The sequence below is a fragment of the Pantoea sp. X-Soil-TKNS-1207 genome (assembly GCF_059730485.1).
This window is the reverse complement of record NZ_AP035958.1, coordinates 3,849,266-3,875,712: the sequence shown is the minus strand read 5'-3', so window position 1 is coordinate 3,875,712 and position 26,447 is coordinate 3,849,266. Positions and strand designations below refer to the sequence as shown.

21 protein-coding genes and 3 tRNA genes are annotated in these 26,447 nt (G+C 56.5%); 18 read left to right on the top strand and 6 right to left on the bottom strand.

Translation table 11 applies throughout. From position 1 onward, the window contains the following. Nucleotides 1-248 precede the first annotated feature (248 nt). Nucleotides 249-719: a transcriptional regulator ArgR gene (argR, locus tag AC6I8V_RS17955; protein ID WP_497843563.1), complete on the bottom strand. Its 471-nt coding sequence runs from the start codon at nucleotides 717-719 to the stop codon at nucleotides 249-251. Nucleotides 720-1,149: 430 nt separating this feature from the next. Here argR and mdh point away from each other — a divergent pair, with 430 nt between their 5' ends. Then, nucleotides 1,150-2,085, top strand: coding sequence for a malate dehydrogenase (gene mdh, locus AC6I8V_RS17950; protein WP_497843562.1), 936 nt, complete (start codon nucleotides 1,150-1,152; stop codon nucleotides 2,083-2,085). Between the two features lie 70 nt (nucleotides 2,086-2,155). Here the strand turns inward: mdh and mscM are convergent, their stop codons facing one another. From mscM to rsgA, 3 genes are all read right to left on the bottom strand, one after another. Beyond that, the gene (mscM, locus tag AC6I8V_RS17945; RefSeq protein ID WP_497843561.1) at nucleotides 2,156-5,488 is read right to left on the bottom strand and encodes a miniconductance mechanosensitive channel MscM; all 3,333 of its coding nucleotides are present in this window, start codon (nucleotides 5,486-5,488) and stop codon (nucleotides 2,156-2,158) included. A 15-nt stretch (nucleotides 5,489-5,503) separates the two neighbouring features. Continuing rightward, nucleotides 5,504-6,400 (bottom strand): archaetidylserine decarboxylase, encoded by an 897-nt coding sequence (gene asd, locus AC6I8V_RS17940; RefSeq protein WP_497843560.1) that lies wholly within the window; start codon nucleotides 6,398-6,400, stop codon nucleotides 5,504-5,506. Nucleotides 6,401-6,538: 138 nt separating this feature from the next. Then, nucleotides 6,539-7,579: a small ribosomal subunit biogenesis GTPase RsgA gene (rsgA, locus tag AC6I8V_RS17935; protein ID WP_497843559.1), complete on the bottom strand. Its 1,041-nt coding sequence runs from the start codon at nucleotides 7,577-7,579 to the stop codon at nucleotides 6,539-6,541. 102 nt (nucleotides 7,580-7,681) lie between these two features. Between rsgA and orn the strand changes: the two genes are divergently transcribed. The 4 genes from orn (at nucleotide 7,682) to AC6I8V_RS17915 (ending at nucleotide 8,666) form a co-directional block, all read left to right on the top strand. Beyond that, nucleotides 7,682-8,230: an oligoribonuclease gene (gene orn / locus AC6I8V_RS17930; RefSeq protein ID WP_497843558.1), complete on the top strand. Its 549-nt coding sequence runs from the start codon at nucleotides 7,682-7,684 to the stop codon at nucleotides 8,228-8,230. Between the two features lie 160 nt (nucleotides 8,231-8,390). Next, nucleotides 8,391-8,466 (top strand) — tRNA-Gly (locus tag AC6I8V_RS17925). A 24-nt stretch (nucleotides 8,467-8,490) separates the two neighbouring features. Next, nucleotides 8,491-8,566, top strand: a tRNA-Gly gene (locus AC6I8V_RS17920). Nucleotides 8,567-8,590: 24 nt separating this feature from the next. Further along, nucleotides 8,591-8,666: transfer RNA gene (locus tag AC6I8V_RS17915), tRNA-Gly, on the top strand. A gap of 470 nt (nucleotides 8,667-9,136) precedes the next feature. Here the strand turns inward: AC6I8V_RS17915 and AC6I8V_RS17910 are convergent. Both AC6I8V_RS17910 and queG read right to left on the bottom strand, forming a co-directional pair. Further along, nucleotides 9,137-9,349, bottom strand: a complete 213-nt coding sequence (locus tag AC6I8V_RS17910; RefSeq protein ID WP_497843557.1) for a hypothetical protein — start codon at nucleotides 9,347-9,349, stop codon at nucleotides 9,137-9,139. A gap of 516 nt (nucleotides 9,350-9,865) precedes the next feature. Further along, nucleotides 9,866-11,005 (bottom strand): tRNA epoxyqueuosine(34) reductase QueG, encoded by a 1,140-nt coding sequence (queG, locus tag AC6I8V_RS17905; RefSeq protein ID WP_497843556.1) that lies wholly within the window; start codon nucleotides 11,003-11,005, stop codon nucleotides 9,866-9,868. On the opposite strand from queG, the gene nnr reads away from it, so the two are divergent. From nnr to rnr, 13 genes are all read left to right on the top strand, one after another. Beyond that, nucleotides 11,004-12,521, top strand: a complete 1,518-nt coding sequence (gene nnr / locus AC6I8V_RS17900) for a bifunctional ADP-dependent NAD(P)H-hydrate dehydratase/NAD(P)H-hydrate epimerase (RefSeq protein ID WP_497843555.1) — start codon at nucleotides 11,004-11,006, stop codon at nucleotides 12,519-12,521. The two genes, queG and nnr, sit on opposite strands and share 2 nt — an antisense overlap. A 3-nt stretch (nucleotides 12,522-12,524) precedes the next feature. After that, nucleotides 12,525-13,001 (top strand): tRNA (adenosine(37)-N6)-threonylcarbamoyltransferase complex ATPase subunit type 1 TsaE, encoded by a 477-nt coding sequence (tsaE, locus tag AC6I8V_RS17895; RefSeq protein ID WP_497843554.1) that lies wholly within the window; start codon nucleotides 12,525-12,527, stop codon nucleotides 12,999-13,001. Continuing rightward, nucleotides 12,998-14,647 carry an N-acetylmuramoyl-L-alanine amidase AmiB gene (gene amiB / locus AC6I8V_RS17890; RefSeq protein WP_497843553.1) on the top strand — a complete coding sequence of 550 codons (1,650 nt, stop codon included), beginning with the start codon at nucleotides 12,998-13,000 and terminating at the stop codon, nucleotides 14,645-14,647. The genes tsaE and amiB overlap by 4 nt, the downstream gene beginning before the upstream one ends. 43 nt (nucleotides 14,648-14,690) lie before the next feature. Then, nucleotides 14,691-16,520, top strand: coding sequence for a DNA mismatch repair endonuclease MutL (gene mutL, locus AC6I8V_RS17885; protein ID WP_497843552.1), 1,830 nt, complete (start codon nucleotides 14,691-14,693; stop codon nucleotides 16,518-16,520). Beyond that, nucleotides 16,513-17,463 carry a tRNA (adenosine(37)-N6)-dimethylallyltransferase MiaA gene (miaA, locus tag AC6I8V_RS17880; protein ID WP_497843551.1) on the top strand — a complete coding sequence of 317 codons (951 nt, stop codon included), beginning with the start codon at nucleotides 16,513-16,515 and terminating at the stop codon, nucleotides 17,461-17,463. The genes mutL and miaA overlap by 8 nt, the downstream gene beginning before the upstream one ends. Before the next feature lie 101 nt (nucleotides 17,464-17,564). Then, a complete protein-coding gene (gene hfq, locus AC6I8V_RS17875; RefSeq protein WP_497843550.1) occupies nucleotides 17,565-17,876 on the top strand; it encodes an RNA chaperone Hfq in 312 nt (103 codons plus the stop codon). An 81-nt stretch (nucleotides 17,877-17,957) separates the two neighbouring features. After that, on the top strand, nucleotides 17,958-19,238 hold the full coding sequence (gene hflX, locus AC6I8V_RS17870; protein ID WP_497843549.1) for a ribosome rescue GTPase HflX: 1,281 nt from the start codon (nucleotides 17,958-17,960) through the stop codon (nucleotides 19,236-19,238). Nucleotides 19,239-19,346: 108 nt separating this feature from the next. Further along, nucleotides 19,347-20,585 carry an FtsH protease activity modulator HflK gene (gene hflK / locus AC6I8V_RS17865; protein ID WP_497843548.1) on the top strand — a complete coding sequence of 413 codons (1,239 nt, stop codon included), beginning with the start codon at nucleotides 19,347-19,349 and terminating at the stop codon, nucleotides 20,583-20,585. 3 nt (nucleotides 20,586-20,588) lie between these two features. Further along, entirely contained in the window at nucleotides 20,589-21,593 is a 1,005-nt protein-coding gene (gene hflC / locus AC6I8V_RS17860) for a protease modulator HflC (protein WP_497843547.1), read from the top strand. Between the two features lie 57 nt (nucleotides 21,594-21,650). Then, nucleotides 21,651-21,848, top strand: a complete 198-nt coding sequence (locus AC6I8V_RS17855; RefSeq protein WP_497843546.1) for a DUF2065 domain-containing protein — start codon at nucleotides 21,651-21,653, stop codon at nucleotides 21,846-21,848. 159 nt (nucleotides 21,849-22,007) lie between these two features. Beyond that, nucleotides 22,008-23,306 (top strand): adenylosuccinate synthase, encoded by a 1,299-nt coding sequence (locus tag AC6I8V_RS17850; protein WP_497843545.1) that lies wholly within the window; start codon nucleotides 22,008-22,010, stop codon nucleotides 23,304-23,306. Between the two features lie 191 nt (nucleotides 23,307-23,497). Then, nucleotides 23,498-23,941 (top strand): nitric oxide-sensing transcriptional repressor NsrR, encoded by a 444-nt coding sequence (gene nsrR / locus AC6I8V_RS17845; RefSeq protein ID WP_497843544.1) that lies wholly within the window; start codon nucleotides 23,498-23,500, stop codon nucleotides 23,939-23,941. A gap of 16 nt (nucleotides 23,942-23,957) precedes the next feature. Continuing rightward, the gene (rnr, locus tag AC6I8V_RS17840) at nucleotides 23,958-26,396 is read left to right on the top strand and encodes a ribonuclease R (RefSeq protein ID WP_497843543.1); all 2,439 of its coding nucleotides are present in this window, start codon (nucleotides 23,958-23,960) and stop codon (nucleotides 26,394-26,396) included. The last annotated feature ends 51 nt before the right edge of the window (nucleotides 26,397-26,447 follow it).

The following is a 26,447-nucleotide window of genomic DNA, read 5'->3' as shown; positions in this document are numbered from 1 at the left end:
TCGTGGTTGATCCCGCTGGCTGATACGCAAGGAGTGGGTGAAGCCGCTGAGGTTTCTGTGTAAAGCAGTGTAAAATAGCGCGAAAGGTTAAGCAGGACAAAAGGTCCTACCAATTATCTGTGGGTGTGAGAACCGGCCGCTATATGGATAATGCCTTGTTTCTGGAAGGATTTAAGCGAAACGCAGTGGCATAAGGCCAGCGAGACAGGATGTTACCGGCAGGTGATCTGCCGGTAGCAGGCAGGGTTTTATAGCTCTTGTTCGAATAACACCAGAATGGCGTCGTACAGCTGCTTCACGGTAAAGGTACGCGCGGGGGTAATAAAGATGGTGTCATCACCGGCGATGGTACCGAGGATACCTTCCGCTTTACCCAGTGAATCCAGCAGTCGCGCGATAAGCTGCGCGGCGCCAGGGCTGGTATGAATCACTACCAGCGCATCGTTATAGTCGATATCCAGCACCAGATTTTTCAGCGGGCTGGTGGTGGTGGGCACGCCCAGTTCGGCTGGCAGGCAGTAAACCATCTCCATTTTCGCGTTGCGCGTGCGCACCGCGCCGAACTTGGTAAGCATACGAGAAACTTTTGACTGGTTGATGTTCTCGAAGCCGTCTTCCTGCAACGCCTGCACAATTTCACCCTGAGAGCTGAATTTCTCTTCTTTCAAAAGGGCTTTGAACGCCTTAATCAGGTCGTCTTGTTTAGATGGGTTTCGCATAGGTTACCAATAAAAAGAGGGATGCTTTGGGCAACAGGCCCATGGCAGATAAATTATTATGCATTTAAATGAATTTTTATGCAATAAACCTGGTGAGAGATTCGCCGGGAAAACCTGCGGGGCGGCGATCATAACAGAGATTTCCCGTCGCGCCAAAATCGCGGCCTGGCGCGCAAAAGCGAAGGTTGCAATGTTGTTATATTATTGAAGTGGTAACAACAAAATGACTGATCATTGCCGAACCCTGTTTTCTGGCTGCGACCTATGATCATTCAGGCGACTTCTGAAGTGTGGATGTCTCGGGAGCCGGATTGCGGCGTCAGTGTTAACAGCGCGACGGGTTTTGTCGCTATCGCCTGAGAAGTTGATTAAACTCGTAACCCGATGGAAATCCGGCATATCTCTGCCCCACCTTAATAAGGAGTCCAGGATGAAAGTTGCCGTTCTCGGTGCCGCTGGTGGTATTGGCCAGGCGCTCGCACTGCTGCTCAAGACCCAATTACCCGCAGGTTCAGCCCTTTCGCTTTACGATATCGCCCCGGTAACGCCGGGTGTGGCTGTCGATCTCAGCCATATTCCTACCGCAGTGAAAATTGAGGGGTTCAGTGGTGAAGATGCCACCCCCGCGCTGCAGGGAGCCGATGTGGTGCTGATCTCCGCCGGAGTGGCACGTAAACCCGGCATGGATCGCGCCGACCTCTTTAACGTCAACGCTGGCATTGTCCGCAACCTGATTGAACAGGTGGCGAGCACCGCGCCGAAAGCCCTGATTGGCGTCATCACCAACCCGGTCAACACCACGGTGGCGATTGCTGCCGAAGTGCTGAAGAAAGCGGGCGTCTATGACAAAAATCGTCTGTTTGGCGTGACGACGCTGGATATCATCCGCGCCAACACCTTTGTCGCCGCGCTGAAAGGTAAACAGCCGGGCGAGATTGAAGTGCCGGTGGTGGGCGGCCATTCGGGCGTCACCATTCTGCCGCTGCTGTCGCAGGTGAAAGGCATCAGTTTCAGCGATCAGGAGGTCGCCGATCTGACCAAACGCATTCAGAATGCCGGTACCGAAGTGGTGGAAGCGAAAGCGGGTGGCGGTTCAGCAACCCTGTCGATGGGGCAGGCGGCAGCGCGTTTTGGCCTGTCGCTGGTGCGCGCCATGCAGGGTGAAGCGAATGTGGTGGAGTGCGCCTATGTGGAAGGGGATGGCGAATACGCCCGCTTCTTCTCGCAGCCGCTGCTGCTGGGCAAAAACGGTATCGTCGAACGCCGACCGCTGGGGCCGCTGAGCGCCTTTGAGCAGCAGGCATTGACCGGTATGCTGGAAACGCTGAAGAAAGATATCGCGCAGGGCGAAGAGTTTGTTAAGTAGCCTGTAAGGTCGCCATAAATGGCGACCTTGATTTGTGCGACCCTCGATGCGGTCGGGATCTCTCCCGACCTTACAACCCACCCGATTTATAATTACGAGCCGCAGGCGCGCCATTGCTGGCCGGAGTTTTCTTGCCCAGCGTCTCCATACGTACCTGGAATGGCGGGAAGGGCATCTCGATACCGTGTTCTTCAAACCCGCGCAGAATCAGCTGATGCAGCTCATGGCGCAGCGGCATACGATGCCCCATTTCTGCCGCATACACGCGCAGCTCAAACAGCTGAATACCCTGCTGCAAATCCACCAGGAACACATCCGGCGCGGGCATATCCAGCACGTAGGTGCAGCGTTCTGCCGCCTGTTTCAACAGGTTGGTCACTTCATCGCTGTTCACCCCGGCCGGGGCCGGTATGGTCAGCACCACGCGTGTCACGGAATCGGAGAGCGACCAGTTAACAAACTGCTCGGTAATAAAGGCCTTATTCGGCACGATAATCTCTTTGCGGTCCCAGTCGGTAATGGTGGTGGCGCGGGTGTTAATTCGCGTGATACTGCCGGTAAGATCGCGGATGGTCACGGTATCGCCAATACGAATCGGCTTCTCGAACAGGATAATCAGGCCGGAAATAAAGTTGGCGAAAATCTCCTGTAAACCAAAGCCCAGACCCACACCGAGCGCGGCGACCAGCCACTGCAATTTCGCCCATTCAATCCCAATCATCGAGAAGCCAATCAGCCCACCGATCAGCATCAGCAGATACTTGGTCAGGGTGGTAATCGCGTAACCCGTTCCTGGCGTCAGGCTCAGATGCTGCAACAGCGCCAGCTCCAGCAGAGCAGGCATATTGCGCACCAGCTGGGTGGTGATAATCAGCACCAGAATGGCGATAAGGATCGAACCGAGGGTAATAGGTTGTACGCTCTCCACCCCCTGAATTGTGGTGCTGACATCCCAGAGCCGGATGTTTTCGAGGAAACCGAACGCCGAATGAATTTCTGACCACAGCACAATCACCGACACCAGCGCGATCAGCGTCAGAATAGAACGCACCAGCCGCAGCGACTGGGCGCTGATGGCGTCAAGATCGACCACCGGCTCATCCGCATCCACCGCCTCGTTGTTGCCCGGCACCTGATCTTTCTCTTCTTCGCTGCGCGCGCGGTTAGCCAGCATATCGGCCCGTCGCTGACGGGCACGATCAAAGGCGATACGGCGGCGCTGAATCAGCATCCAGCGGCGGATGATGTGATAAATCACCAGCAGGAAGAACCAGATACCGACTGAGGTTTCCAGACGCGCCAGCAGCGCCTGCGCCGTGGCCAGATAACCGATGCAGGAGGCGAGCGCCGCCACCAGCGGGATGGCAATCATCAGGTTCCACAGGACACGGTTGATAAAATTATCGCCGTTGCCCTCTTTATCCAGATACAGCGGGATGCCGGCGCGCTTCAGGCTGACGGTAACGATGCTGAGCGCGCCGCAAATCAGGATGAAGCACAGTCGGCCGAGTGATGCCGAGAACTCGCGATCTTCCAGATTGGCGAATGCGATCAACAGCATAATCAGCGGCACAATCAGGCCGACGGTCAGCGAGTAATAACGCATCGCGCGTGCCACTCGCGCCTGCGGCCAGCGGAAATGCACCACAAACAGGCCGTTGGGGCGGGCAAAGGAGGCACTGATCATAAAGGCCCACAGCAGCGGCAGCGTGGCGGTTATGCCGTCGCCAATCGCCACGGCGAAGGGATAGGGCCAGGCCTCCTGCAAACCATAGCCGAGCGCCGCCCACAGCACGGGCAGCGGCAGCGCGACCAGAATGGACCAGAACACGGTGCGCAGCGTCAGGCTGAATTGATCCTGCGTAACCTTGCCGACTTTAATGGCGGAGCGGGTCAGGAAGGCTTTGTAGTGACGGCGTGAGCTGATGCTGAAGCCAACCAGCAGCAGGGCGCCAATAATCGGCAGCACCGTCTCTTTGCTGGTGAACATCATCGCCAGCGCCTTGCCCAGCTGGCCGAGGGTATCCAGCGACAGCAGGCGTGACAGATCCTGCGCCAGCTCCAGCGGAAACTTCAGATCAATCGGGCTGACGTCGGCAGTCCAGAACAGGTAGCGGTGGGTGGCATCACGGACTTCGGTGAGCGCATCCTGCAACTGGGTGTTGGAGACTTTAAGTTTGGTGATTTCCAGAATCAGCGTATCGCAGCCGGAAATTAACGAGTTGAGCAGCTCGCGCTGGGTTTTCAGCTGCGCTTCGAGGATGCGGGTCTGCTCGCTGGTGAAGGGCGTACCATCATCCTGCTTCTCTTTACGCAGCTGTTGCTGGCGCTCAAGCAGATCTTCGTAGCGCAGGCGCTGCACGCGCAGCTGGCCCATTTCATTGTCGATCTGCTGGGATTTCGGCATATCCGGCAGGCGTGCCACCTGGGCGCGCAGCGCTTCGCCAAGCAGATTCGACGCACCCAACCACTGCGATTGTTCCCGCAGGGTGCTCAGCGCCTGACGGACCTGCAAAGTCTGATTGGTGGCCAGGCGCTGCTGCGAGGCGACCAAATCCATGCGCTGCGCCTGCTGATTGAGATCGGCGGACAGCTCGCGGTTAACGCGGAATTGGTCGCTGATGGCGCTCGGCAGATCGCCGCTGTTTTCTGCCAGCTGCTCGGTTCGCTCCAGCGCCAGTTCCGCTTCGCGCTGACGCTGATTGTTCAGTTGATTGCGCAGCGCCTGCAAATAATTATCCAGCTGTGTGGCTTTGCGCTGGTGGATCTCGGCGCGCATACGCGCCAGTTCCTGACGGTTATTGGCCGACAGCTGCGCCAGTTCCAGTTCATCCACGCGCGCCTTGTTGGCGGCGCTCTCCGCCTGGCGCGCGTAAATCTGCGCCTGAGCCTGCGGGGTGGTGGCCGCCGCCGTTCCCTGCATCCGGCGTTCGTTTTCCGTCAGCGCGCGACGCGCTTCGGTCTGTTGCTGCGGCAGCTGCGACAACGAATCACTGATTTCGCGCGCACGATCCTGTTCCTGCTGGGCCTGACGTCCTTCCTCCAGCAGCTGACTGCTGACCTGCAATATCTCCTGATCCAGCTCGGCGCTGCTCATATTGCTGCGCACGGTTCTGCTGCTATCGGTGAGGGTTGCAATCTGCTGGCGCAGCTCACGGGCCAGCCGCGGGAAGTCGTCAATTACCTGCTGATACTGCTTTGCGCGCTCCACGGAGTCATCGCGTTCGGCAAGGAAATTGAGCGCCGTCTCCAGCGTCTGGATCTGTTCGGTTTGACTGGGGGAGCTTTTGGCGGACTTGGCCGCGTCCAGCTCCTGTTTCAGATCGCTGGCCTGCGGAACAGTGGCAGCGAAAGCAGTGCTGCTGAGCCACAGGCTCAGCAGCAGGATAAGGAAGGCGCGCACAGGGAGATTTCTCGATTAGTCGGCGAGCGGCGGCGTTTCACCCGCCTGAGGCAGGGCGATGGCCAGCGGCTGACCGAGGCGGGTTTTGCTTTCCGCTTCCAGGCTTTCCGCCAGTTTGACGCGATTCGGCGCAAACAGGTTGATCACCGTCGAACCCAGTTTGAAGCGGCCCATTTCCTGGCCTTTCAGCAGTACCACGGCACCGTCATGATCGGCAGCCGGGTAGCGCCAGCGTTTAATCACCCCTTCACGCGGCGGCGTGATGGTGCCCGCCCATACGGTTTCGATGCTGCCCACAATGGTCGCACCGACCAGAATCTGCACCATCGGGCCGTGGTCAGTATCGAACACGCAAATGACGCGCTCGTTACGGGCAAACAGGTTGGGGATGTTGCGTGCGGTCAGCGGGTTGACGGAGTAGAGATCGCCTGGCACGTAGATCATTTCGCGCAGGATGCCGTTGCACGGCATATGCACGCGGTGATAATCGCGCGGGGCGAGATAGGTGGTGACAAACTCTCCGTCCTGGAATTGTTCCGCCAGATCGTCATTACCGGCCAGCAGCGCTTGCAGGCTGTAGTAGTGACCTTTCGCCTGGAAGATCTGATCGCCTTCGATGCGGCCTAACTGGCTGACCGCGCCATCGGCAGGCAGAGCCAGCAAAGTGGCATCAGGATCGATCGGGCGGGCGCCTTCTTTTAACGGGCGCACAAAGAAGTCATTAAAGGTGCGATAGCTGGCCGTGTCCGGTTTGCTGGCTTCCGCCATATCCACTTTGTAGTACCAGACAAAAATATCGATGACCGCTTTGGTCAGCCAGCCACCACGGCGGCTGGCAACCCAGCCGGCGAGTTCGGTCAGCCCTTTCTTAGGCAGAATATGATTCAGGCCGAGTTTAAAACGATCAAACACCGTAGCCTCCTGGCTTTATTACGCATCGTTTACACAAAAAGGGGGCGGATTGTAGCAGCGCCCCGGTCAGTTGGCGAATGTGCCGTTGTATCCCCTTTATCCTTCAAACTGTGGTTCGACGGAGTCTGGGTATAACCGTTAATCGTCGCTGGCGGAAAAGTTTTTACGCGTTTTTACCTGCGCCATGCTTTCCAGAATACGGTGGTAGTTTTCGAAGCGTGATATGTCGATGGTGCCGTTCTCTACCGCTTCGCGGATGGCGCAGCCGGGATCGGTATCGTGTTTGCAGTCGCGGAACTTGCAACTGCCAAGAAACTCACGGAATTCGACAAATCCGCGGGTGATTTGTTCCGGTTCCAGATGCCACAAACCAAACTCGCGCACGCCTGGGGAGTCGATCACATCGCCGCCGTGCGGGAAATGATAGAGGCGGGCTGCGGTGGTGGTGTGCTGGCCGAGGCCGGAGTTGTCTGAGACATCGTTGGTCAGAATCGCCACGTCGAGACCCAGCAGCGCGTTCAGCAGGCTGGATTTGCCCACGCCGGACTGACCGGCAAAAATGCTGATGCGATCGGTGAGGGCGGCTTCCAGCTCGGCCAGGCCATTTTTGGCGTAGCTCGATACCATCAGCACGCGGTAGCCAATGCGGCGATAGATATCCATCTGCTGATCAACAAAGGCACGCGCCTCGTCATCCAGCAGATCGGTTTTGTTCAGCACCAGCAGCGGCTCGATCCCCAGCGTTTCGCTGGCGACCAGGTAGCGATCGATGATGTTGAGCGACAGCTCGGGCAGGATTGCCGAAACAATGATGATCTGATCAATATTGGCGGCGATCGGTTTGACGCCGTCGTAGAAGTCCGGGCGCGTCAGCACGGTGGTGCGTTCGTGCACCGCTTCCACGATCCCTTTGCCGCCGTTCTCATGCGCCTCGCGCCAGACCACGCGATCGCCGGTGACCAGTGAACGGATGGTGCGACGGATATTGCAGCGGTGCACCGCTCCGACACTGTCTTCCACGTCTGCGTGCATGCCAAAGCGGCTAATCACCATGCCATCGGTTGGCTCACCAAACAGGCTATCATCCGGTTCCGGCTTTTCGCTCCGTTGCTTCAGACGACGATCGTGGTTGGCGCTTACGCGACGTTGTTGACCCTTCGACAGTTTATTTTTGCTCACGCATCCTCTCAGGCTTTCGCCAGGCTTCGCCCCGCTGGGCAAAACGTCTATGATACACCTTAATTTAGTGTAATGACGACTTTGGCTACGGGCGGAAAATGCATGACAGCTGGAAACGAAAACAATCTGATTTGGATCGACCTCGAAATGACCGGGCTGGATCCGGAACGCGATCGCATCATTGAGATCGCCACGCTGGTGACGGATGCCAACCTGAACATTCTGGCGGAAGGGCCGGTGCTGGCGGTTCACCAATCTGATGCGCAACTGGCGTTGATGGATGACTGGAACGTGCGTACCCATACCGGCAGTGGGCTGGTGGATCGCGTTAAGGCCAGTCAGTACGACGATCACGCGGCCGAACTGGCAACCATTGAATTTCTCAAACAATGGGTACCTGCCAATACCTCGCCGATTTGCGGCAACAGCATCGGCCAGGATCGCCGTTTCCTGTTTAAATACATGCCGGAACTGGAAGCCTATTTCCACTACCGTTATCTCGATGTCAGCACGCTGAAAGAGCTGGCGCGTCGCTGGAAACCGGAGATTCTGCCGGGCTTCAAAAAAAGCGGCAGCCACCAGGCGCTGGACGATATTCGTGAGTCAGTGGCTGAGCTGGCCTATTACCGCGAACATTTCCTCCAGCTCTGACGGGCAAGGGTGCGCAGGAAATCATCAGGTTGCCGATTAAAGCAGCAAACGCGCCGAAAGCGCAAAATTTTGCTTTAAGACTCTTGCGACAAAGAGGATTTCTCGTATAATGCGCACCCCGTACCGGTGAAGAATTTCAAACGTTTTTACGGTATGCGGCGCGGGAATAGCTCAGTTGGTAGAGCACGACCTTGCCAAGGTCGGGGTCGCGAGTTCGAGTCTCGTTTCCCGCTCCAAAATTTATTCAGAAGTGCCTCTTTGCGGGAATAGCTCAGTTGGTAGAGCACGACCTTGCCAAGGTCGGGGTCGCGAGTTCGAGTCTCGTTTCCCGCTCCAAAATTTGTTCAGAAGTACCTCTTTGCGGGAATAGCTCAGTTGGTAGAGCACGACCTTGCCAAGGTCGGGGTCGCGAGTTCGAGTCTCGTTTCCCGCTCCAGATTCTGCTTAGCAGACATTGTCTGTGGGCAATAAAGAAAGGACCTTAACGGTCCTTTTTTTACGTCTGTACCACGCGCAGCGCGAGCGTTTCGGCTCTCACGCCAGCACCACGATATCATCCTCAGAAAAGCGCCCTGCATAGAACTGCAACTTGCCATACGCCTGGAACCACTCCACATAGCTGCACAACAGCGCCAGACGGGTCTGATAGCCTGTAAGGCATCGGTGTCGGTACGTTCACCGCCCGCCACGCTGCGGCGCATCGCCGCCACTAACGCCTCATTATCGCGGCTACTCTGTTGCAGGCTACGAATCAGACCCAGGCTGGCGCAGCTGACGCGATAGTATTTCTCCAGCATGGTGGCGGCAAGGAAGGCCGCCCCGGATGGCTTTTGTCCGTTGCCATACTGACTGAAGCCGGTAGAAGCGCGCACCAAACCGCCCCGATCCTGGCCGGGGCGTAAAATGTCATCCATATCCAGATAGCGGAAGTTGCAGAAATTGCGGCTCCATGTAGATCGATCCGGTCTGACCGATATCTTTGGTGAAGGCGGTAAACTTCTGCGAAATCCCCTCCAAACGTTGGGAAAAGCGCCCATAAACCGCGAACCCCTGAATGCCAATCGAAAAATCCAGGCGCGCATACCGGCTGTTCATCGAGGTGCCGGAGATCTGATCCACCACACCGCTCAGGTGGCTGGCGTTGCGGCGTTCGATCGCTTTCTTGCTGTGCCTGCCATAGCTTTTTTGCCGGTCAGCACGGTAAAAAAAGCGTGATAGGGCTTGTCATCACCGGCAATTCAGTCCACAATAGCCACCTTTCCGGCATATCCTGTCTGAAATTTGTTTAAAATCAATGAGTTAAGATTTTCACCTGTCGTGACACTCGTTTTCTCTCTGCCTTTCAACAGATGAATTATCCACAGCGCCAGCGCCTTTGCAGTCGGCCATTTTTGCTGTTTTTCAAAAAAGCTTAAACAGAGTTATCCACAGCAACCTCCGGGCACCTGCCAGGTCAATTTACTCGTATTTTCTTACATCAATTTCCTAATTGATTGAATTTCATCGTGAAATTTATATTTCAATATGTTGTCATTAGCGCTTGTGAATGCTGTGACACTTGAATGACAACGACTTTTTAATTTTATGCACAGCGTGTGGAAAAGGTTTTAACGCATAACCTTTGTTATTTTTTGTTCAGGCGTCTCGCGGCAATCCTTTTTCGATCACACGCACCAGCCTTTTTTGCTGAGCAAGCTGAACTTCAACCGCATGTTCACTGCGTTTATTCTGCTGTTGCGTCATGGCCCAATGGATGTGTTCATCCAGCATCGGGTTTTCACCGAGACGAGCCGCCAGCACCTCGCAGATCTCCGCGCTGTAAGGCGCATTGCCCAGCGCCACCGCCACATTGCGTAACCAGCGCAGATGGCCAATACGGCGAATCGCCGATCCTTCAGTAACCCGCAGAAACGTCGCTTCATCCCACATAAACAGCGTCGTGAGCGGCGGGGCATGGAGCACCGCGCGCGGCGAAAAATCATCCTCATCCGTCAGCTGCCCATAGCGGTTCCACGGACAAATCAGCTGACAATCGTCACAGCCGTAAATCCGGTTGCCAATCAACGGACGAAACTCTTCGGGGATCGCGCCTTCCAGTTCAATGGTGAGATAGGAGATGCAGCGACGGGCATCCACGGTGTAAGGCTCGACAATCGCTGAGGTCGGACAGATGGTCATGCAGGCTACGCAGCGACCGCACTGCTCCTCCTGCGGGGTATCGACCGGCAGCGGCAGGTCGATCAACAGCTCGCCAAGGAAAAACCATGAGCCAGCTTCACGATTGAGGATCAGCGAATGTTTGCCGGTCCAGCCCAATCCGGCTTTGGCCGCCAGCGGGCGTTCCAGCAGCGGCGCCGAATCGACAAACGGGCGGAAATTCAGTTCGCCGCAGTGCTGCTGGATCATCTCTCCAAGCTTTTTCAGTCGATTGCGTAATACTTTGTGATAATCGCGGCCCAGCGCATAACGGCTAACATAACCGAGCTGAGGATTTTTCAGTGTGCTGGCAAAGGCGGCTTTGGCAGGAAGATAGTTCATGCGGACGCTGATCACCCGCAGCGTACCGGGCAGCAACTCATGGGGACGCGCGCGCATCATGCCGTGGCGCGCCATCCACTCCATCTCGCCGTGATACTGTTTATCCAGCCACGCCTGTAACTTTGGCTCTTCGACGCTGAGGTCGGTATCGCAAATACCAACCTGCTGGAAGCCAAGTTCGCGCCCCCACAGTTTAATCTGTTGAGCAAGCTGATGAAGATCGAGAGGGTATGACATGAGAAACCAGGAATTGAACGCTAACCCGCGCAGTTTATCACACTCTGTCTGGCCTGCGCAGGCGATAGGAAAACTGGAGCGTGATGCGGCCGACAGCCTGGGATTAACCCTGTATGAATTGATGCAGCGCGCCGGTCAGGCGAGCTACGAGCTGGCGCGCCAGTTATGGCCTGCGGCGCGTCACTGGCTGGTTCTGTGCGGCCATGGCAACAATGGTGGCGATGGCTATGTCGTCGCGCGACTGGCGCAGGCGGCCGGTATCCGCGTCACGCTGCTGGCGTGTGAGGGCAGCAAACCGCTGCCGGAAGAGGCGCAGCAGGCGCGGGAAGCCTGGCTGGCGGCTGGCGGGGTGATCCATGCCGCGGATGCGTCCTGGCCGCAGCAGGTTGAGGTGATTGTCGATGCGCTACTCGGCACTGGCCTGAACCGTGCTCCGGCGGCGGCGTACCAAAATCTGATCACGCTGGCGAATGCCCATGCCGCGCCGGTGCTGGCGATCGATATCCCTTCCGGGCTGGTGGCGGCCAATGGCACTGCGCCAGGGGCGACGATGATTGCTGCGCACACTCTCAGCATGATCGTGCTGAAGCCCGGCCAGCTTACCGGCAAAGCGCGTGATTACGTGGGGCAGCTGCATGTGGATGAACTGGGGTTGTCGGCCTATCTCGACGCGGAGCCGGCGCCGATGCAGCGTTACGCTGCGCGCGATCTGTCGCGCTGGCTCCAGCCGCGTAAAGCGACCTCGCATAAAGGCGACAATGGCCGTCTGCTGGTAGTGGGCGGGGATACCGGCACGGCGGGGGCGATCCGCATGACGGCGGAGGCCGCTCTACGCAGCGGGGCCGGGCTTGTGCGGGTGCTCACCCATGAAGATAATATCGCGCCCATTCTCACCGCCCGGCCAGAGCTGATGGTGGATGCGCTGAGCGATGCGCGTTTGCAGCAGGCGCTGGAATGGGCGGATGTGATCGCCATTGGCCCTGGCCTGGGCCAGCGCGATTGGGGTCAGAAGGCGCTGAAAACGGTCGTCGCCTGTGAAAAGCCGATGCTTTGGGATGCCGATGCACTTAACCTACTGGCAATCAATGCGGATAACCGTCAGAATCGCATCATTACGCCGCATCCCGGTGAGGCTGCGCGTCTGCTGGGTGTGAAGACCAGCGAAATCGAGAGTGACCGCATCCATGCCGCCCAGGCGCTGGCAAAACGCTACGGAGGTGTGGCGGTGCTGAAAGGGGCGGGTACGGTGATAGCCAGTGCAGAGGGAAAGCTGGCGATTGCCGATGTGGGGAATGCCGGTATGGCGTCTGGCGGTATGGGCGACGTACTGAGCGGCATCATTGCCGCGCTGATGGGCCAGAAACTGGCGTTGTTTGATGCGGCCTGTGCAGGCTGTGTGGCGCATGGTGCAGCAGCGGATGCCGTTGCCCGCCAGCGTGGCACACGCGGTATGCTGGCCACTGATTTGTTCGAACTGCTGTGGCAGTTTGTTAATCCTGAGATGATCCAACAATAAAGCATGAAGACCTGTGTTATCCCTTTGCCCGATGAAGCGGCAACCCTTGAACTGGGCGCGCAACTGGCCCGCGTATGCAGCAACGCGGTGGTTATTTATCTTTATGGCGATCTGGGTGCCGGTAAAACCACCTTCAGCCGTGGTTTTTTGCAGGCACTGGGGCATCAGGGCAATGTAAAAAGCCCGACTTATACCCTCGTCGAACCCTACGCGCTGGACAGTCGCACCGTCTACCATTTCGATCTGTATCGTCTGGCCGACCCGGAAGAGTTGGAGTTTATGGGCATTCGCGACTATTTCAGCGGCGATGCCGTTTGCCTGGTCGAATGGCCGCAGCAGGGCAGCGGCGTATTGCCGGAGCCGGATCTGTCGCTGACGTTGCGTTATGTTGATGCCGCGCGTGAAGCAGAATTACGTGCGGTTTCGGCGCAGGGCGCGACCTTGTTGCAACACTTCCAGCAGAACAGGGATCAGGCATGATGTCACGGATGAAAATCATTTTTGCGGCACTTCTCTGCCTGTTTTCCGCTTCGACGCTGGCGGCCACCTTAGCGGATATTAAAGTCGATAACGGCGATAGCCAGGCGACCGTGACGCTGAGCTTTAACGGCCAGCCGGTCTATGCTTTCTTCCCGCTGCATAATCCCAATCGCGTGGTGCTGGATATTCGCCAGAGCGGCAATATTCAGGGTCTGCCGCTCAACTTTAGCGGCGAAAATATCGTTAAGCGTATTCGTAACAGCCAGGCAAAAGACAAACAAAGTATCCGTCTGGTGTTTGAACTGACCCAGGCGGCACATACCCGCGCCAGCACGCAGCGTGAAGGCAATCAATATCGGGTGGTGTTCACGATTCGTGGCTCGCAACCGGCGCAGCGTAGCGAGGCACCGGTGAGTACAGTGAGCGAATCGCCGGGCCGCAATCAGGGTAATCCTTTCAACGCGAATCCGGTTACGGCGGTAAGCAGCAGCGACACCACCATCCATCCGGGCGGCATGGTGAGCCGTAACGAACAGGTGATCGTGGCGATTGACGCCGGACACGGCGGTCAGGATCCTGGCGCGACCGGTCAGCACGGTTTGCATGAGAAAAACGTCACCATTGCCATTGCGCGCAAGTTAAAAGCGCTGATGGATCAGGACCCGATGTTCAAACCGGTGCTGACGCGTAACGGCGACTATTTTATCTCGGTGATGGGCCGCTCCGAAGTGGCGCGTAAAGAGAACGCGAACCTGCTGGTTTCGATTCACGCCGATGCGGCACCCAGCCACGCGGCAACCGGTGCATCGGTGTGGGTGCTGTCAAACCGCCGCGCCAACAGCGAAATGGCGAACTGGCTGGAGCAGAAAGAGAAACAATCGGAACTGCTGGGTGGCGCGGGCGATCTGCTGGCCAACAGCCAGGCGGATCCCTACCTGAGCCAGGCGGTGCTGGACTTGCAGTTCGGCCATTCGCAGCGTGTGGGCTACGATGTGGCGGTGAAGGTGCTGCAACAGCTGCGCGGCGTTACGCCGCTGCATAAGCGCCTGCCTGAACACGCCAGCCTCGGCGTATTGCGTTCACCGGATATCCCGTCTTTATTGGTGGAAACCGGTTTTATCAGTAATAACGCGGAGGAGCGACTGCTGGGCAGTGGCGCTTATCAGGAGAAGATTGCGCAGTCGATTTATAAAGGCCTGCGTAACTATTTCCTGGCGCATCCGCTGCAATCGGTCCCAAAGGAAGAAAACCGGCCGCTGGACAACGCGCCAGTGGTGAGCGTCGCCAGTAACCCGGCGACCGGCACGGTGCAATATACCGGCGCCACGCAGCGTCATACCGTGGCGCGCGGGGAAACGCTGTCAGGCATCGCGGCGAAATACGGGGTCAGCATGGCAACGCTGCGTGATCTGAACAATCTGAAACGTGACGTGGTGTGGGTGGGACAACGCCTGAATGTGCCCGCCAAAAACAACGTTACCGCCAGCGTGTCACATAAGCCGGTGCGCCATAAAGTGGTGCGCGGCGACTCGTTAACGGCGATTGCCGCGCATTATGGCGTCAGCCCGAATGCTATCATGCAGGCCAATAATATGAAGTCGTCCAATGTGATGCTGGGGCAAACCCTGAAAATTCCGCAATCCTGATTGCTGGCCCCGCGCGGGCCAGCCAGCTACAAGGATCACCACCATGCCTATACAAATTTTACCGCCACAGCTGGCAAACCAGATCGCAGCAGGCGAAGTGGTGGAACGCCCGGCGTCGGTGGTGAAAGAGCTGGTGGAAAACAGCCTCGATGCCGGTGCGACACGGATTGATGTCGATATCGAGAAAGGCGGCGCGAAGCTGATCCGCATCCGTGATAACGGCTGCGGTATCGCCAAAGATGAGCTGGCGATGGCGCTGGCACGGCACGCGACCAGTAAAATCGCCTCGCTTGATGACCTGGAAGCGATCGTCAGCCTCGGATTTCGTGGTGAAGCGCTCGCCAGTATCAGTTCAGTATCTCGTCTGACGCTCACCTCGCGGACCGAAGAACAAACGGAAGCCTGGCAGGCCTACGCCGAAGGGCGTGATATGGCGGTGACGGTGAAACCGGCGGCGCATCCCGTTGGCACCACGCTTGAAGTGCTCGACCTGTTCTACAACACCCCCGCCCGGCGCAAGTTTATGCGCACCGAAAAAACCGAGTTCACCCATATCGACGAAGTGATTCGCCGCATTGCGCTGGCGCGTTTCGATGTGGCGATTTCGCTCAGCCATAATGGCAAGCTGATGCGTCAGTATCGCGGCGTCAGCCAGGATGCGCAGCGCGAACGTCGTTTGGGTGCGATTTGCGGCACCACCTTTATGCAACATGCGTTGCGTATCGACTGGCAGCACGACGATCTGGCGCTGCGCGGCTGGGTGGCTGACCCGACCGGTTCTCGCCAGGTGACGGAGTTGCAATATTGCTACGTCAATGGCCGCATGATGCGCGACAAGCTGATCAATCATGCCATCCGCCAGGCGTATCAAACCCAGCTCGGCGATGATCAGCAACCGGCCTACGTGCTGTATCTGGAGATCGATCCGCACCAGGTGGATGTCAACGTTCATCCGGCTAAGCACGAAGTGCGTTTTCATCAGTCGCGCCTGGTGCACGATTTTATCTGGCAGGGGGTGATGAGTGCCTTGCAGGCCAGCCGCGCGGCAGAGTTGCCGATTGCCCATGCTGAAGAACCTGCGCCGCAGTGGCAGCCGGAAAATCGCCAGGCTGCGGGGGGAAATCACTTCTCCCAGCCTGCGGCAACGCCGCGTCAGAGCGGCGGCTGGCAAAATAAAGAGCCAACCTATCGTGCGCGCGAAGGGGCCGCATATCAGCAGTTGCTGAAAACCCCGGCGACGGTAGCCGCACCGGTTGACGCATCGCCCGCGCCTACGCCGAAGCGGAATCCTGAGCGCGAAACGCCGCTTGCCGCTCATGCGCAGAGCTTTGGCCGCGTGCTTAGCGTGATACAGGAGCGCTATGCGCTGCTGGAGCGCGGCGATTCGCTGCAACTGCTTTCGCTGCCGGTGGCGGCGCGCTGGTTAAAACAGGCCCAGCTGCAACCAGGGGAAGAGGGGCTGAAACCGCAGCCGCTGCTGATTCCGGTCAGGCTGAAAATTGACGCTGAGGAGCTGGCCGCCATTGGCCAGCACTCGGCGCTGTTAACCACCATGGGCATTGATTTACAAAGAGAAGGTCAGCATGTGACCCTGCGCGCGGTGCCTTTACCGTTACGAACACAAAATTTACAAATCTTGATTCCAGACCTGTTAGGCTATCTCGCCCGACAGCAGCAGGTCTCTGCATCCTCGCTGGCCCAATGGCTGGCTCGTCGTGATGATGCAGAAGCACCGCACTGGAATCACTCGCAGGCGATTACGCTGCTGGCGGAGCTGGAACGGCTCTGTCCGCAACTGCTGAAATCGCCGCCTTCTGGCCTGTTGCAGGTCATTGAGATTGAGAGCGCGATTAACGCGTTGAAGCATGAGTGAACAGAACCAGGCTGGCCGGCCTAAGGCAATTTTTTTGATGGGGCCTACGGCCTCCGGTAAGACGGCGCTGGCAATTTCGTTGCGTCAGCATCTTCCGGTGGAACTTATCAGCGTTGACTCTGCCTTAATCTATCGCGGGATGGATATTGGCACGGCGAAACCGTCGGCAGAGGAGTTAGCGCAGGCCCCCCATCGTTTGCTGGACATTCGCGACCCGGCTGAGGCGTACTCCGCTGCCGAGTTTCGTCGCGATGCGATGGCAGAAATGGCGGAGATTACCCAAAGGGGTAAGATTCCGTTGCTTGTTGGTGGAACCATGCTCTACTTCAAGGCGCTGCTTGAAGGATTGTCGCCGTTGCCCTCGGCCGATCCGGACGTGCGTCAGCGGATAGAGCAAATGGCGACGGAAAAGGGATGGGATGCCTTGCACCGTCAGCTGTGTGAAATCGATCCGGTCGCCGGTAGTCGTATTCATCCGAATGATCCGCAGAGACTTTCGCGAGCACTGGAAGTTTTTTTTATTTCGGGTAAAACTTTAACGGAACTGACAAAAACGTCCGGCGAAGCGTTACCCTACGATGTGTCTCAATTTGCTATCGCTCCGGCGAACCGCGAACTGTTACACCAACGCATTGCGTTGCGTTACAACCAGATGCTGGCGTCAGGTTTTGAAGCGGAGGCTCGCGCTCTGTTTGCACGAGGTGATTTGCATACGGATATGCCTTCCATTCGCTGTGTTGGTTATCGTCAGATGTGGTCTTACCTCTCTGACGAAATCGATTACAACGAAATGGTTTATCGGGGAATTTGCGCAACCCGGCAGCTCGCGAAACGCCAGATGACCTGGTTACGTGGCTGGCCCGACGTACACTGGTTAGACAGTGATGAGCCAGAATTAGCGCGTAATGCGGTGCTTCAGGTTGTTAGTGCGAAGCAGGGATGATTGTGTACAATTGGTCCGTTATCGTGCGCAAATTTTTTACGCAGTTTTTCTGAACCACGGTTCAAAAGTAACAAACAACAAGCATATAAGGAAAAGATAGAATGGCTAAGGGGCAATCATTACAAGACCCGTTTTTGAACGCATTGCGTCGTGAACGTGTACCGGTTTCGATCTATTTGGTGAATGGTATTAAGCTGCAAGGGCAGATTGAATCCTTTGATCAGTTCGTCATTTTGTTGAAAAACACGGTTAGCCAGATGGTGTATAAGCACGCCATCTCTACGGTAGTTCCTTCTCGTCCGGTATCGCACCACAGCAACAATGCGGGCGGCGGAAGCACTAACTACCACCACGGCGGAAGCAACCAGGCCGCTCAGTCGCAGCCACAACAAGACGGCGATAACGCAGAGTAATTTTGTGTTGCCGTGAAAGCCAGGGCTGGAGAGCGAACCCGTTTTCCCGTCCTGGTTATTTTATTTTAGCGAGGTTATAGCTTGTTTGACCGTTATGATGCCGGTGAGCAGGCCGTACTGGTACACATCTGGTTCTCCCAAGACAAAGAGCTGGAAGATTTGCAGGAGTTTGAAACTCTTGTCTCTTCTGCGGGCGTCGAAGCGCTGCAGGTAATTACTGGCAGCCGTAAAGCGCCACATCCCAAATATTTTGTCGGTGAAGGAAAGGCAGCTGAAATTGCCGATGCGGTAAAAGCGAGTGGAGCATCGGTCGTTTTATTCGATCATGCCTTATCCCCTGCTCAGGAACGAAACCTCGAGCGGCTGTGCGAATGTCGTGTTATCGACCGCACCGGCTTAATTCTCGATATTTTTGCTCAGCGCGCCCGCACCCATGAGGGTAAATTGCAGGTCGAGCTGGCACAGCTACGCCATCTGGCAACCCGTCTGGTGCGAGGATGGACGCACCTTGAACGCCAGAAAGGTGGTATTGGTTTGCGCGGCCCAGGGGAAACCCAGCTGGAAACGGACCGTCGTTTGCTGCGCAACCGCATCAGTCTGATCCTGTCTCGTCTTGAACGCGTGGAAAAACAGCGCGAACAGGGCCGTCAGGCGCGCGCCAAAGCAGATGTACCAACCGTTTCGCTGGTGGGCTACACCAACGCCGGTAAATCCACCCTGTTTAACGCCATTACGTCTGCGGATGTGTACGCTGCGGATCAGCTGTTCGCGACGCTGGACCCAACCCTGCGCCGTCTCAATGTGGCGGATGTGGGCGAAGTGGTGCTGGCGGACACGGTAGGTTTTATTCGCCACCTGCCGCACGATTTGGTGGCCGCGTTTAAAGCGACCTTGCAGGAAACGCGTCAGGCCACCATGCTGCTGCATGTGATCGATGCCGCCGATGTGCGTCTCAATGACAACATTGAAGCGGTTAACGTGGTGCTGGAAGAGATTGAAGCCGATGAAATTCCAGCCCTGTTGGTGATGAACAAAATCGATATGCTGGAGGATTTTGTACCACGTATCGATCGTGATGAAGAGAATCAGCCGATTCGTGTCTGGCTTTCCGCGCAGACCGGTGTCGGGCTGCCGTTGTTGTGGCAGGCATTATCAGAACGCCTGGCCGGTGAAATTGCGCAGTATGACCTGCGTTTGCCGCCGGAAGCCGGACGTTTGCGCAGTCGCTTTTACCAGTTACAGGCGATTGAAAAAGAATGGAATGAAGATGATGGCTGTGTAGGTTTGCACGTACGTATGCCGATTGTGGACTGGCGTCGTCTGTGTAAACAGGAGCCGTCGCTAGCCAGTTATATTGTTTGACCGTTGCCCAACTCATTTACCTGAATAGTCGGTGTATGTCCTCCGTTTTAGCGGCTGTCATGCACCGGCCGCAGGGTAAAACGTAAATACAATAAATGGAGTAGAGACATGGCGTGGAATCAGCCCGGTAATAACGGACAGGACCGCGACCCGTGGGGAAGCAGCAATAATCAAGGCGGCAACTCTGGGGGAAACAAAGGAGGTCGCGATCAGGGACCGCCTGATCTGGATGATATCTTCCGTAAGCTGAGTAAAAAACTCGGCGGACTGGGCGGTGGCAAACAGAATGATAATGGCCAGCGCAGCGGCGGTAGCGGTGGCAAACTGGTTGGCATCGTTGCCGCAGCGGCAGTCATTATCTGGGCGGCGAGCGGTTTCTACACCATCAAAGAAGCGGAACGTGGCGTCGTCACGCGCTTCGGCAAATTCAGCCATCTGGTTGAGCCTGGCCTCAACTGGAAACCTACCTTTATCGATCAGGTGCGTGCAGTCAACGTGGAAGCAGTGCGTGAGCTTGCGGCTTCTGGCGTGATGCTGACATCCGACGAAAACGTGGTGCGCGTGGAAATGAACGTGCAGTACCGCGTGACCGATCCGGAGCGCTACCTGTTTGCCGTAACCAGTGCTGATGACAGCCTGCGTCAGGCAACCGACAGCGCGCTGCGCGGCGTCATTGGCCGTTCCACCATGGACCGCATTCTGACCGAAGGCCGTACCGTGGTGCGTAGCGAAACCCAGCGTGAAATCGACGAAACCATTCGTCCATACAACATGGGTATCACGCTGCTCGACGTAAACTTCCAGGCGGCGCGTCCACCGGAAGAGGTCAAAGCCGCGTTTGATGATGCGATTGCCGCGCGTGAAAACCGCGAGCAGTACGTGCGTGAAGCGGAAGCCTATGCCAACGAAGTTCAGCCACGCGCTAACGGCCAGGCCCAGCGTATCCTCGAAGAGGGACGTGCTTACAAAGAGCGTACCGTGCTGGAAGCGCAGGGTGAAGTGGGACGCTTCGCGCTTATGCTGCCGGAATACAAAGCCGCACCGCAGATCACCAAAGAACGTCTTTACATTGAAAGCATGGAGCGCGTGCTCAGCCATAGCCGCAAAGTGCTGGTTAACGATCGTGGCAATAACCTGATGATGCTGCCGCTGGATCAGCTGATGCGCGGCAGTCAGGGTGCAGCCAACCAAAATGGCCAGAAAAATACCGATTTGACGAAGTTGCCACCGGTTTCAGATAGCAATGCCAGCAACAGCGATACTTCATCGTACAGTCCGAGCAGCATCATGGATCAGCGTCGCGCGAATGCGCTGCGTAACGATACCCAGCGTCAGGGGAGGGAATAATCGATGCGTAAGCCAATTATCGCCGTAATTATTGTTGTGCTGGTGGTGCTTTACGCATCACTGTTCGTGGTCCAGGAAGGTGAGCGTGGCATCGTGCTGCGTTTTGGTAAGGTTCTGCGTGACAGCGAAAACAAACCGCTGGTGTATGCGCCGGGTCTGCACATGAAGATTCCGTTTGTTGAAACCGTGAAAACGCTGGATGCGCGCATTCAGACCATGGACAACCAGGCGGATCGCTTTGTTACCAAAGAGAAAAAAGACCTGATCGTTGATTCCTACATCAAATGGCGTATCAGCGACTTCAGCCGTTACTACCTGGCAACCGGTGGTGGCGACGTTTCTCAGGCTGAAGTGCTGCTGAAACGTAAATTCAGTGACCGTCTGCGTTCTGAAATGGGTCGTCTGGATGTGAAAGACATCGTGACCGATTCCCGTGGCCGTCTGACCACCGATGTGCGCGATGCTCTGAACACCGGCAGCGCGGGCAATGATGATGACGTGCAGACGCCAGCCGCTGACGATGCCATTGCCAATGCTGCTGCTCGCGTTGAACGTGAGACCAACAGCAAAGAGCCAGCACCGAACCCGAACAGCATGGCTGCGCTGGGTATTGAGGTGGTGGATGTCCGCATCAAGCAGATCAACCTGCCGACGGAAGTGTCTGACGCGATCTATAACCGTATGCGTGCCGAGCGTGAAGCGGTAGCGCGAAGCCAGCGTTCACAAGGTCAGGAAGAAGCGGAAAAACTGCGCGCTCAGGCGGATTATCAGGTAACCCGTACGCTGGCGGAAGCACAGCGTGAGGCACTGATTACCCGCGGTGAAGGCGATGCCGAAGCAGCGAAACTGTTTGCCGATGCGTTCAGCCAGGACCCGGATTTCTACGCCTTTATCCGTAGCCTGCGTGCTTATGAAAACAGCTTCTCGGATAATCAGGATATTCTGGTTTTAAGCCCGGACAGCGATTTCTTCCGCTATATGAAGGCGCCTTCTAACGCCACGCACTGATAACTGAGATAAACTCTGGGCCGACGATCTTGTCGGCCTTTTTTTTGGGAAATAATAATGAACACAACCATCTGGATGGCGCTGGCTTTGGTGCTGGTTCTGGAAGGGCTGGGCCCCATGTTTCTGCCACGCGTCTGGCGACGTATGATTCTGGCGATGACGCAGCTGCCGGATCGCCTGCTGCATCGCTTTGGCGGTGGTCTGGTGGTGGCGGGTGCGGTGATTTTTTATATGATCAGCGCGCACAATAGCTAAATTTCGGCGGTCGTATTGTGTCTTGCCGCCGATCTTTCCCCAACATGTTGTAGCGATCAAAACTCAGGCAAAAAACAGCGCAATCGTATGCTAAAAGTGCTGAAAGAGGCTAAATCCGATGGTAGAATCCATTTTTAAGCAATCGGTGATTTTGAAAAAATGGGTAAGAACGTCGTCGTACTGGGCACCCAATGGGGTGACGAAGGTAAAGGTAAGATTGTTGACCTTCTGACAGAGCGTGCGAAATACGTCGTGCGCTATCAAGGTGGCCACAACGCAGGCCACACACTTGTCATCAACGGTGAAAAAACCGTCCTCCACTTAATTCCCTCTGGCATTCTGCGTGAAAACGTCACCAGCATCATTGGTAACGGCGTTGTGCTGTCACCTGAAGCGCTGATGAAAGAGATGAAAGGCCTTGAGGATCGCGGTGTACCGGTACGTGAACGTCTGCTGCTGTCTGAAGCCTGCCCGTTGATCCTGCAATACCATGTCGCGATGGATCTGGCGCGTGAAAAAGCGCGCGGCGCCAAAGCCATCGGCACCACCGGCCGCGGAATCGGTCCGGCGTATGAAGATAAAGTTGCCCGCCGTGGTCTGCGCGTTGGCGATCTCTTCAACAAAGAAACCTTCGCTGCCAAACTGAAAGAAGTGGTTGATTACTACAACTTCCAGCTGGTGCACTACTACAAAGAAGACGCGGTTGATTTCGACAAAGTGCTGAACGATGTGATGGCGGTTGCCGACATCCTGACCAGCATGGTTGTTGATGTGTCTGAACTGCTGGATGGCGCGCGTCAGCGTGGCGATCTGATCATGTTCGAAGGTGCGCAGGGTACGCTGCTGGACATCGACCACGGTACTTATCCGTATGTCACCTCGTCCAACACCACCGCAGGTGGCGTAGCGACCGGTTCAGGTATTGGTCCGCGTTATGTCGACTACGTGCTGGGTATCGTGAAAGCCTACTCAACCCGCGTCGGCGCTGGCCCGTTCCCGACTGAGCTGTTCGACGAAATCGGTGAGTTCCTGTGCTCGAAAGGCAACGAGTTTGGCGCGACCACCGGTCGTCGTCGCCGTACCGGCTGGCTGGATGCAGTTGCGGTGCGCCGTGCCGTACAGATCAACTCGCTGTCAGGTTTCTGCATGACCAAACTGGACGTGCTGGATGGCCTGAAAGAAGTGAAAATTTGTGTGGGCTATCGTATGCCGGATGGCCGCGAAGTCACCACCACGCCGCTGGCTGCTGAAGGCTGGGAAGGTATCGAGCCGATCTACGAATCGATGCCGGGCTGGAGTGAAAACACCTTTGGCGTGAAAACGCTGGAAGGTCTGCCGCAAGCCGCGCGTGACTACATCAAACGTGTGGAAGAGGTAACCGGTGTGCCGGTAGATATTATTTCTACTGGTCCTGACCGCAGTGAGACCATGATTCTGCGCGACCCGTTCGACGCGTAATCTCCTCAGGCCGGACTCTGTCCGGCCTCTGTTTTTCTGCTCTTTGACTCCGCTCACACCATTTTTTCTTGCAAATATCGATAGTTGCCTGAAAAAAACGCACCGGCCTTCACGCACTGGTTTATCATCATAATTAAATACAACGCCGACCGGCGCATAACAATAACGCCTGATGATTCACTGAGGTACATGTGCAGCTGACAAGTTTTACCGATTATGGACTGCGCGCCTTGATATACATGGCAACATTGCCGGAAGGTAAGCAGACCAACATTACTGAAGTGACCGATACCTACGGGGTATCGCGCAATCATATGGTCAAAATCATCAACCAACTTAGCCGGGCCGGTTTTGTGGCCGCAACACGCGGTAAAAACGGCGGAATTCGTTTAGGCATGAACCCGGAAAAAATCGTGATTGGCGACGTCGTGCGGAAAATGGAGCCATTACAGTTGGTTAACTGTGGCGAATGTACTATCACGCCAGCCTGTCGCCTGCGCAAAGCGCTGAGCGATGCGGTCCAGTTGTTTCTTCATGAGCTGGACAATTACACGCTGGCCGACCTCGTCAAAGGCAACGATCCACTCTACCAAATCTTATTGTCCGAACCGCCGGTGGCAATCCATCAAAAATGACATCGGAGGAACCGTAATGTCAAAAGACCCTTTTCAGGAAAGAGAAGCTGAAAAATATGAAAACCCGATCCCAAGTCGGGAATTTATCCTGGCGCTATTAGAAAAGCGCGAAAAGCCTGCAAACCGCGATGAAATCGCGCAGGAACTCAACATCAGCAGCGAAGACCAGCTGGAAGCGCTGCGCCGTCGCCTGCGCGCCATGGAGCGTGACGGGCAACTGATTTTTACCCGCCGTCAATGTTACGCCCTGCCGGAGCGCCTTGATCTGCTGCGCGGCAAAGTGATTGGCCATCGCGATGGCTACGGTTTTCTGCGCGTGGAAGGACAGAAAGACGATTTCTATCTTTCCGCTGAGCAGATGAAGCTGTGCCTGCACGGCGACGTAATCCTGGCGCAGCCGGGCGGCGCGGACCGTAAAGGCCGTCGCGAAGCGCGCGTGGTACGCGTGCTGGAGCCGCGTAACAGCCAGATTGTCGGGCGTTACTTTACCGATGCAGGCGCAGGCTTTGTGGTGCCGGACGACAGCCGTCTGAGCTTTGATATCCTTATCCCGCAGGACCAGACGCTGAATGCGCGTATGGGGTCGGTGGTGGTGGTGGAAATCACGCAACGTTCCAACCGTCGCTCCAAAGCGCTGGGTAAAATCACCGAAGTGCTGGGCGACAATATGGGCACCGGGCTGGCCGTTGATATGGCGCTGCGCACCCATGAAATCCCGCATGTCTGGCCGGAAGAAGTGGAAAAAGAGATCGCCAGACTGAAGGAAGAAGTGCCTGAAGCGGCGAAAAAAGGCCGTGTCGATCTGCGTCAGCTGCCGTTAGTCACCATTGATGGTGAAGACGCGCGCGACTTCGATGATGCGGTTTACTGCGAGAAAAAACGCGGTGGCGGCTGGCGTCTGTGGGTAGCGATTGCGGACGTCAGCTATTACGTGCGTCCCGGTACCGCGCTGGACAACGAAGCGCATCAGCGTGGCACCTCGGTCTATTTCCCTTCGCAGGTGGTGCCAATGCTGCCGGAAGTGTTGTCGAATGGTTTGTGCTCACTCAACCCGCAGGTCGATCGCCTGTGCATGGTGTGTGAAATGACCATCTCGTCCAGCGGCAAGCTGACCGGTTTCAAACATTATGAAGCGGTGATGAATTCACACGCGCGCCTTACCTACACCAAGGTGTGGAACATCCTACAGGGCAATCCGGAGCTGCGTGAACAATACGCGTCGCAGGTGAAGCACCTGGAGGAGCTGCATCGCATGTATCAGGTGCTGGAAAAAGCGCGTGAGCAGCGTGGCGGCATCTCGTTTGAAACTGAAGAAGCCAAATTTATCTTCAACGCCGATCGCCGTATTGAGCGTGTGGAGCGCACGGCGCGTAACGATGCGCACAAGCTGATTGAAGAGTGCATGATCCTCGCCAACATCGCCTCGGCCCGCTTTGTTGAGAAAAACGAAGAACCGGCGCTGTTCCGCGATCACGATCGTCCAAGCGACGACAGCATCACCAGCTTCCGTACCGTGCTCAACGAGCTGGGCCTGAGCCTGCCAGGTGGCAGCAAGCCGCAGCCGATCGATTATGCCGAGCTGCTGACGCAGATTGCCGATCGTCCGGATGCAGAAATGCTGCAAACCATGCTGCTGCGTTCGATGAAACAGGCGGTATATGACCCGGAAAACCGTGGTCACTTCGGCCTGGCGCTGGCGTCGTATGCGCACTTTACGTCGCCGATCCGTCGCTATCCCGACCTGCTGCTGCACCGCGCCATCAAATATCTGCTGGCGAAAGAGCAGGGCGAGGAGAAAGGCAACACCACGGCCACCGGCGGTTATCACTACGACATGCAGCAGATGCTGCAACTCGGCCAGCATTGCTCGTTGACCGAACGTCGTGCTGACGAAGCCACGCGTGACGTCGCCGACTGGCTGAAATGCGACTTTATGCAGGATCAGGTCGGCAACGTGTTTACGGGCGTGATCTCCAGCGTGACCGGTTTTGGTTTCTTCGTCCGTCTCAGCGATCTGTTTATCGATGGTCTGGTGCACGTCTCGACGCTGGATAATGATTACTACCGCTTTGACCCGGTTGGTCAGCGTCTGATCGGTGAGTCTGGCGGACGGACCTATCGTCTCGGCGATGCGGTAGAGGTGCGGGTGGATGCTGTGCACATGGACGAGCGCAAAATCGACTTCGCGCTGATCTCCAGCAAACGCGTGCCGCGTGGCGAAGGTAAAACGGTGCGCGAGCGTGAGAAACGTGGCGGTAAGCCGCCAGCGAAACGCCGTCGTGACGCGGGTAAAAACGTTAATTTCGAGCCGGATGCCGCTTTCCGCAGCGACAAGAAAAAGCCTGAGAAAGCCAAGAGCGAGAAAAAAAGTAAAAATCCGTCGGAAAAAACCCGTAAAATCGCCGCCGCCACCAAGGCTAAGCGCGCGGCGAAGAAAAAAGCCAGCGAAGCCTGATGATCTCTGGCCCGTTATGGGCCAGTTATCGCTGATTTACATCCAACCACT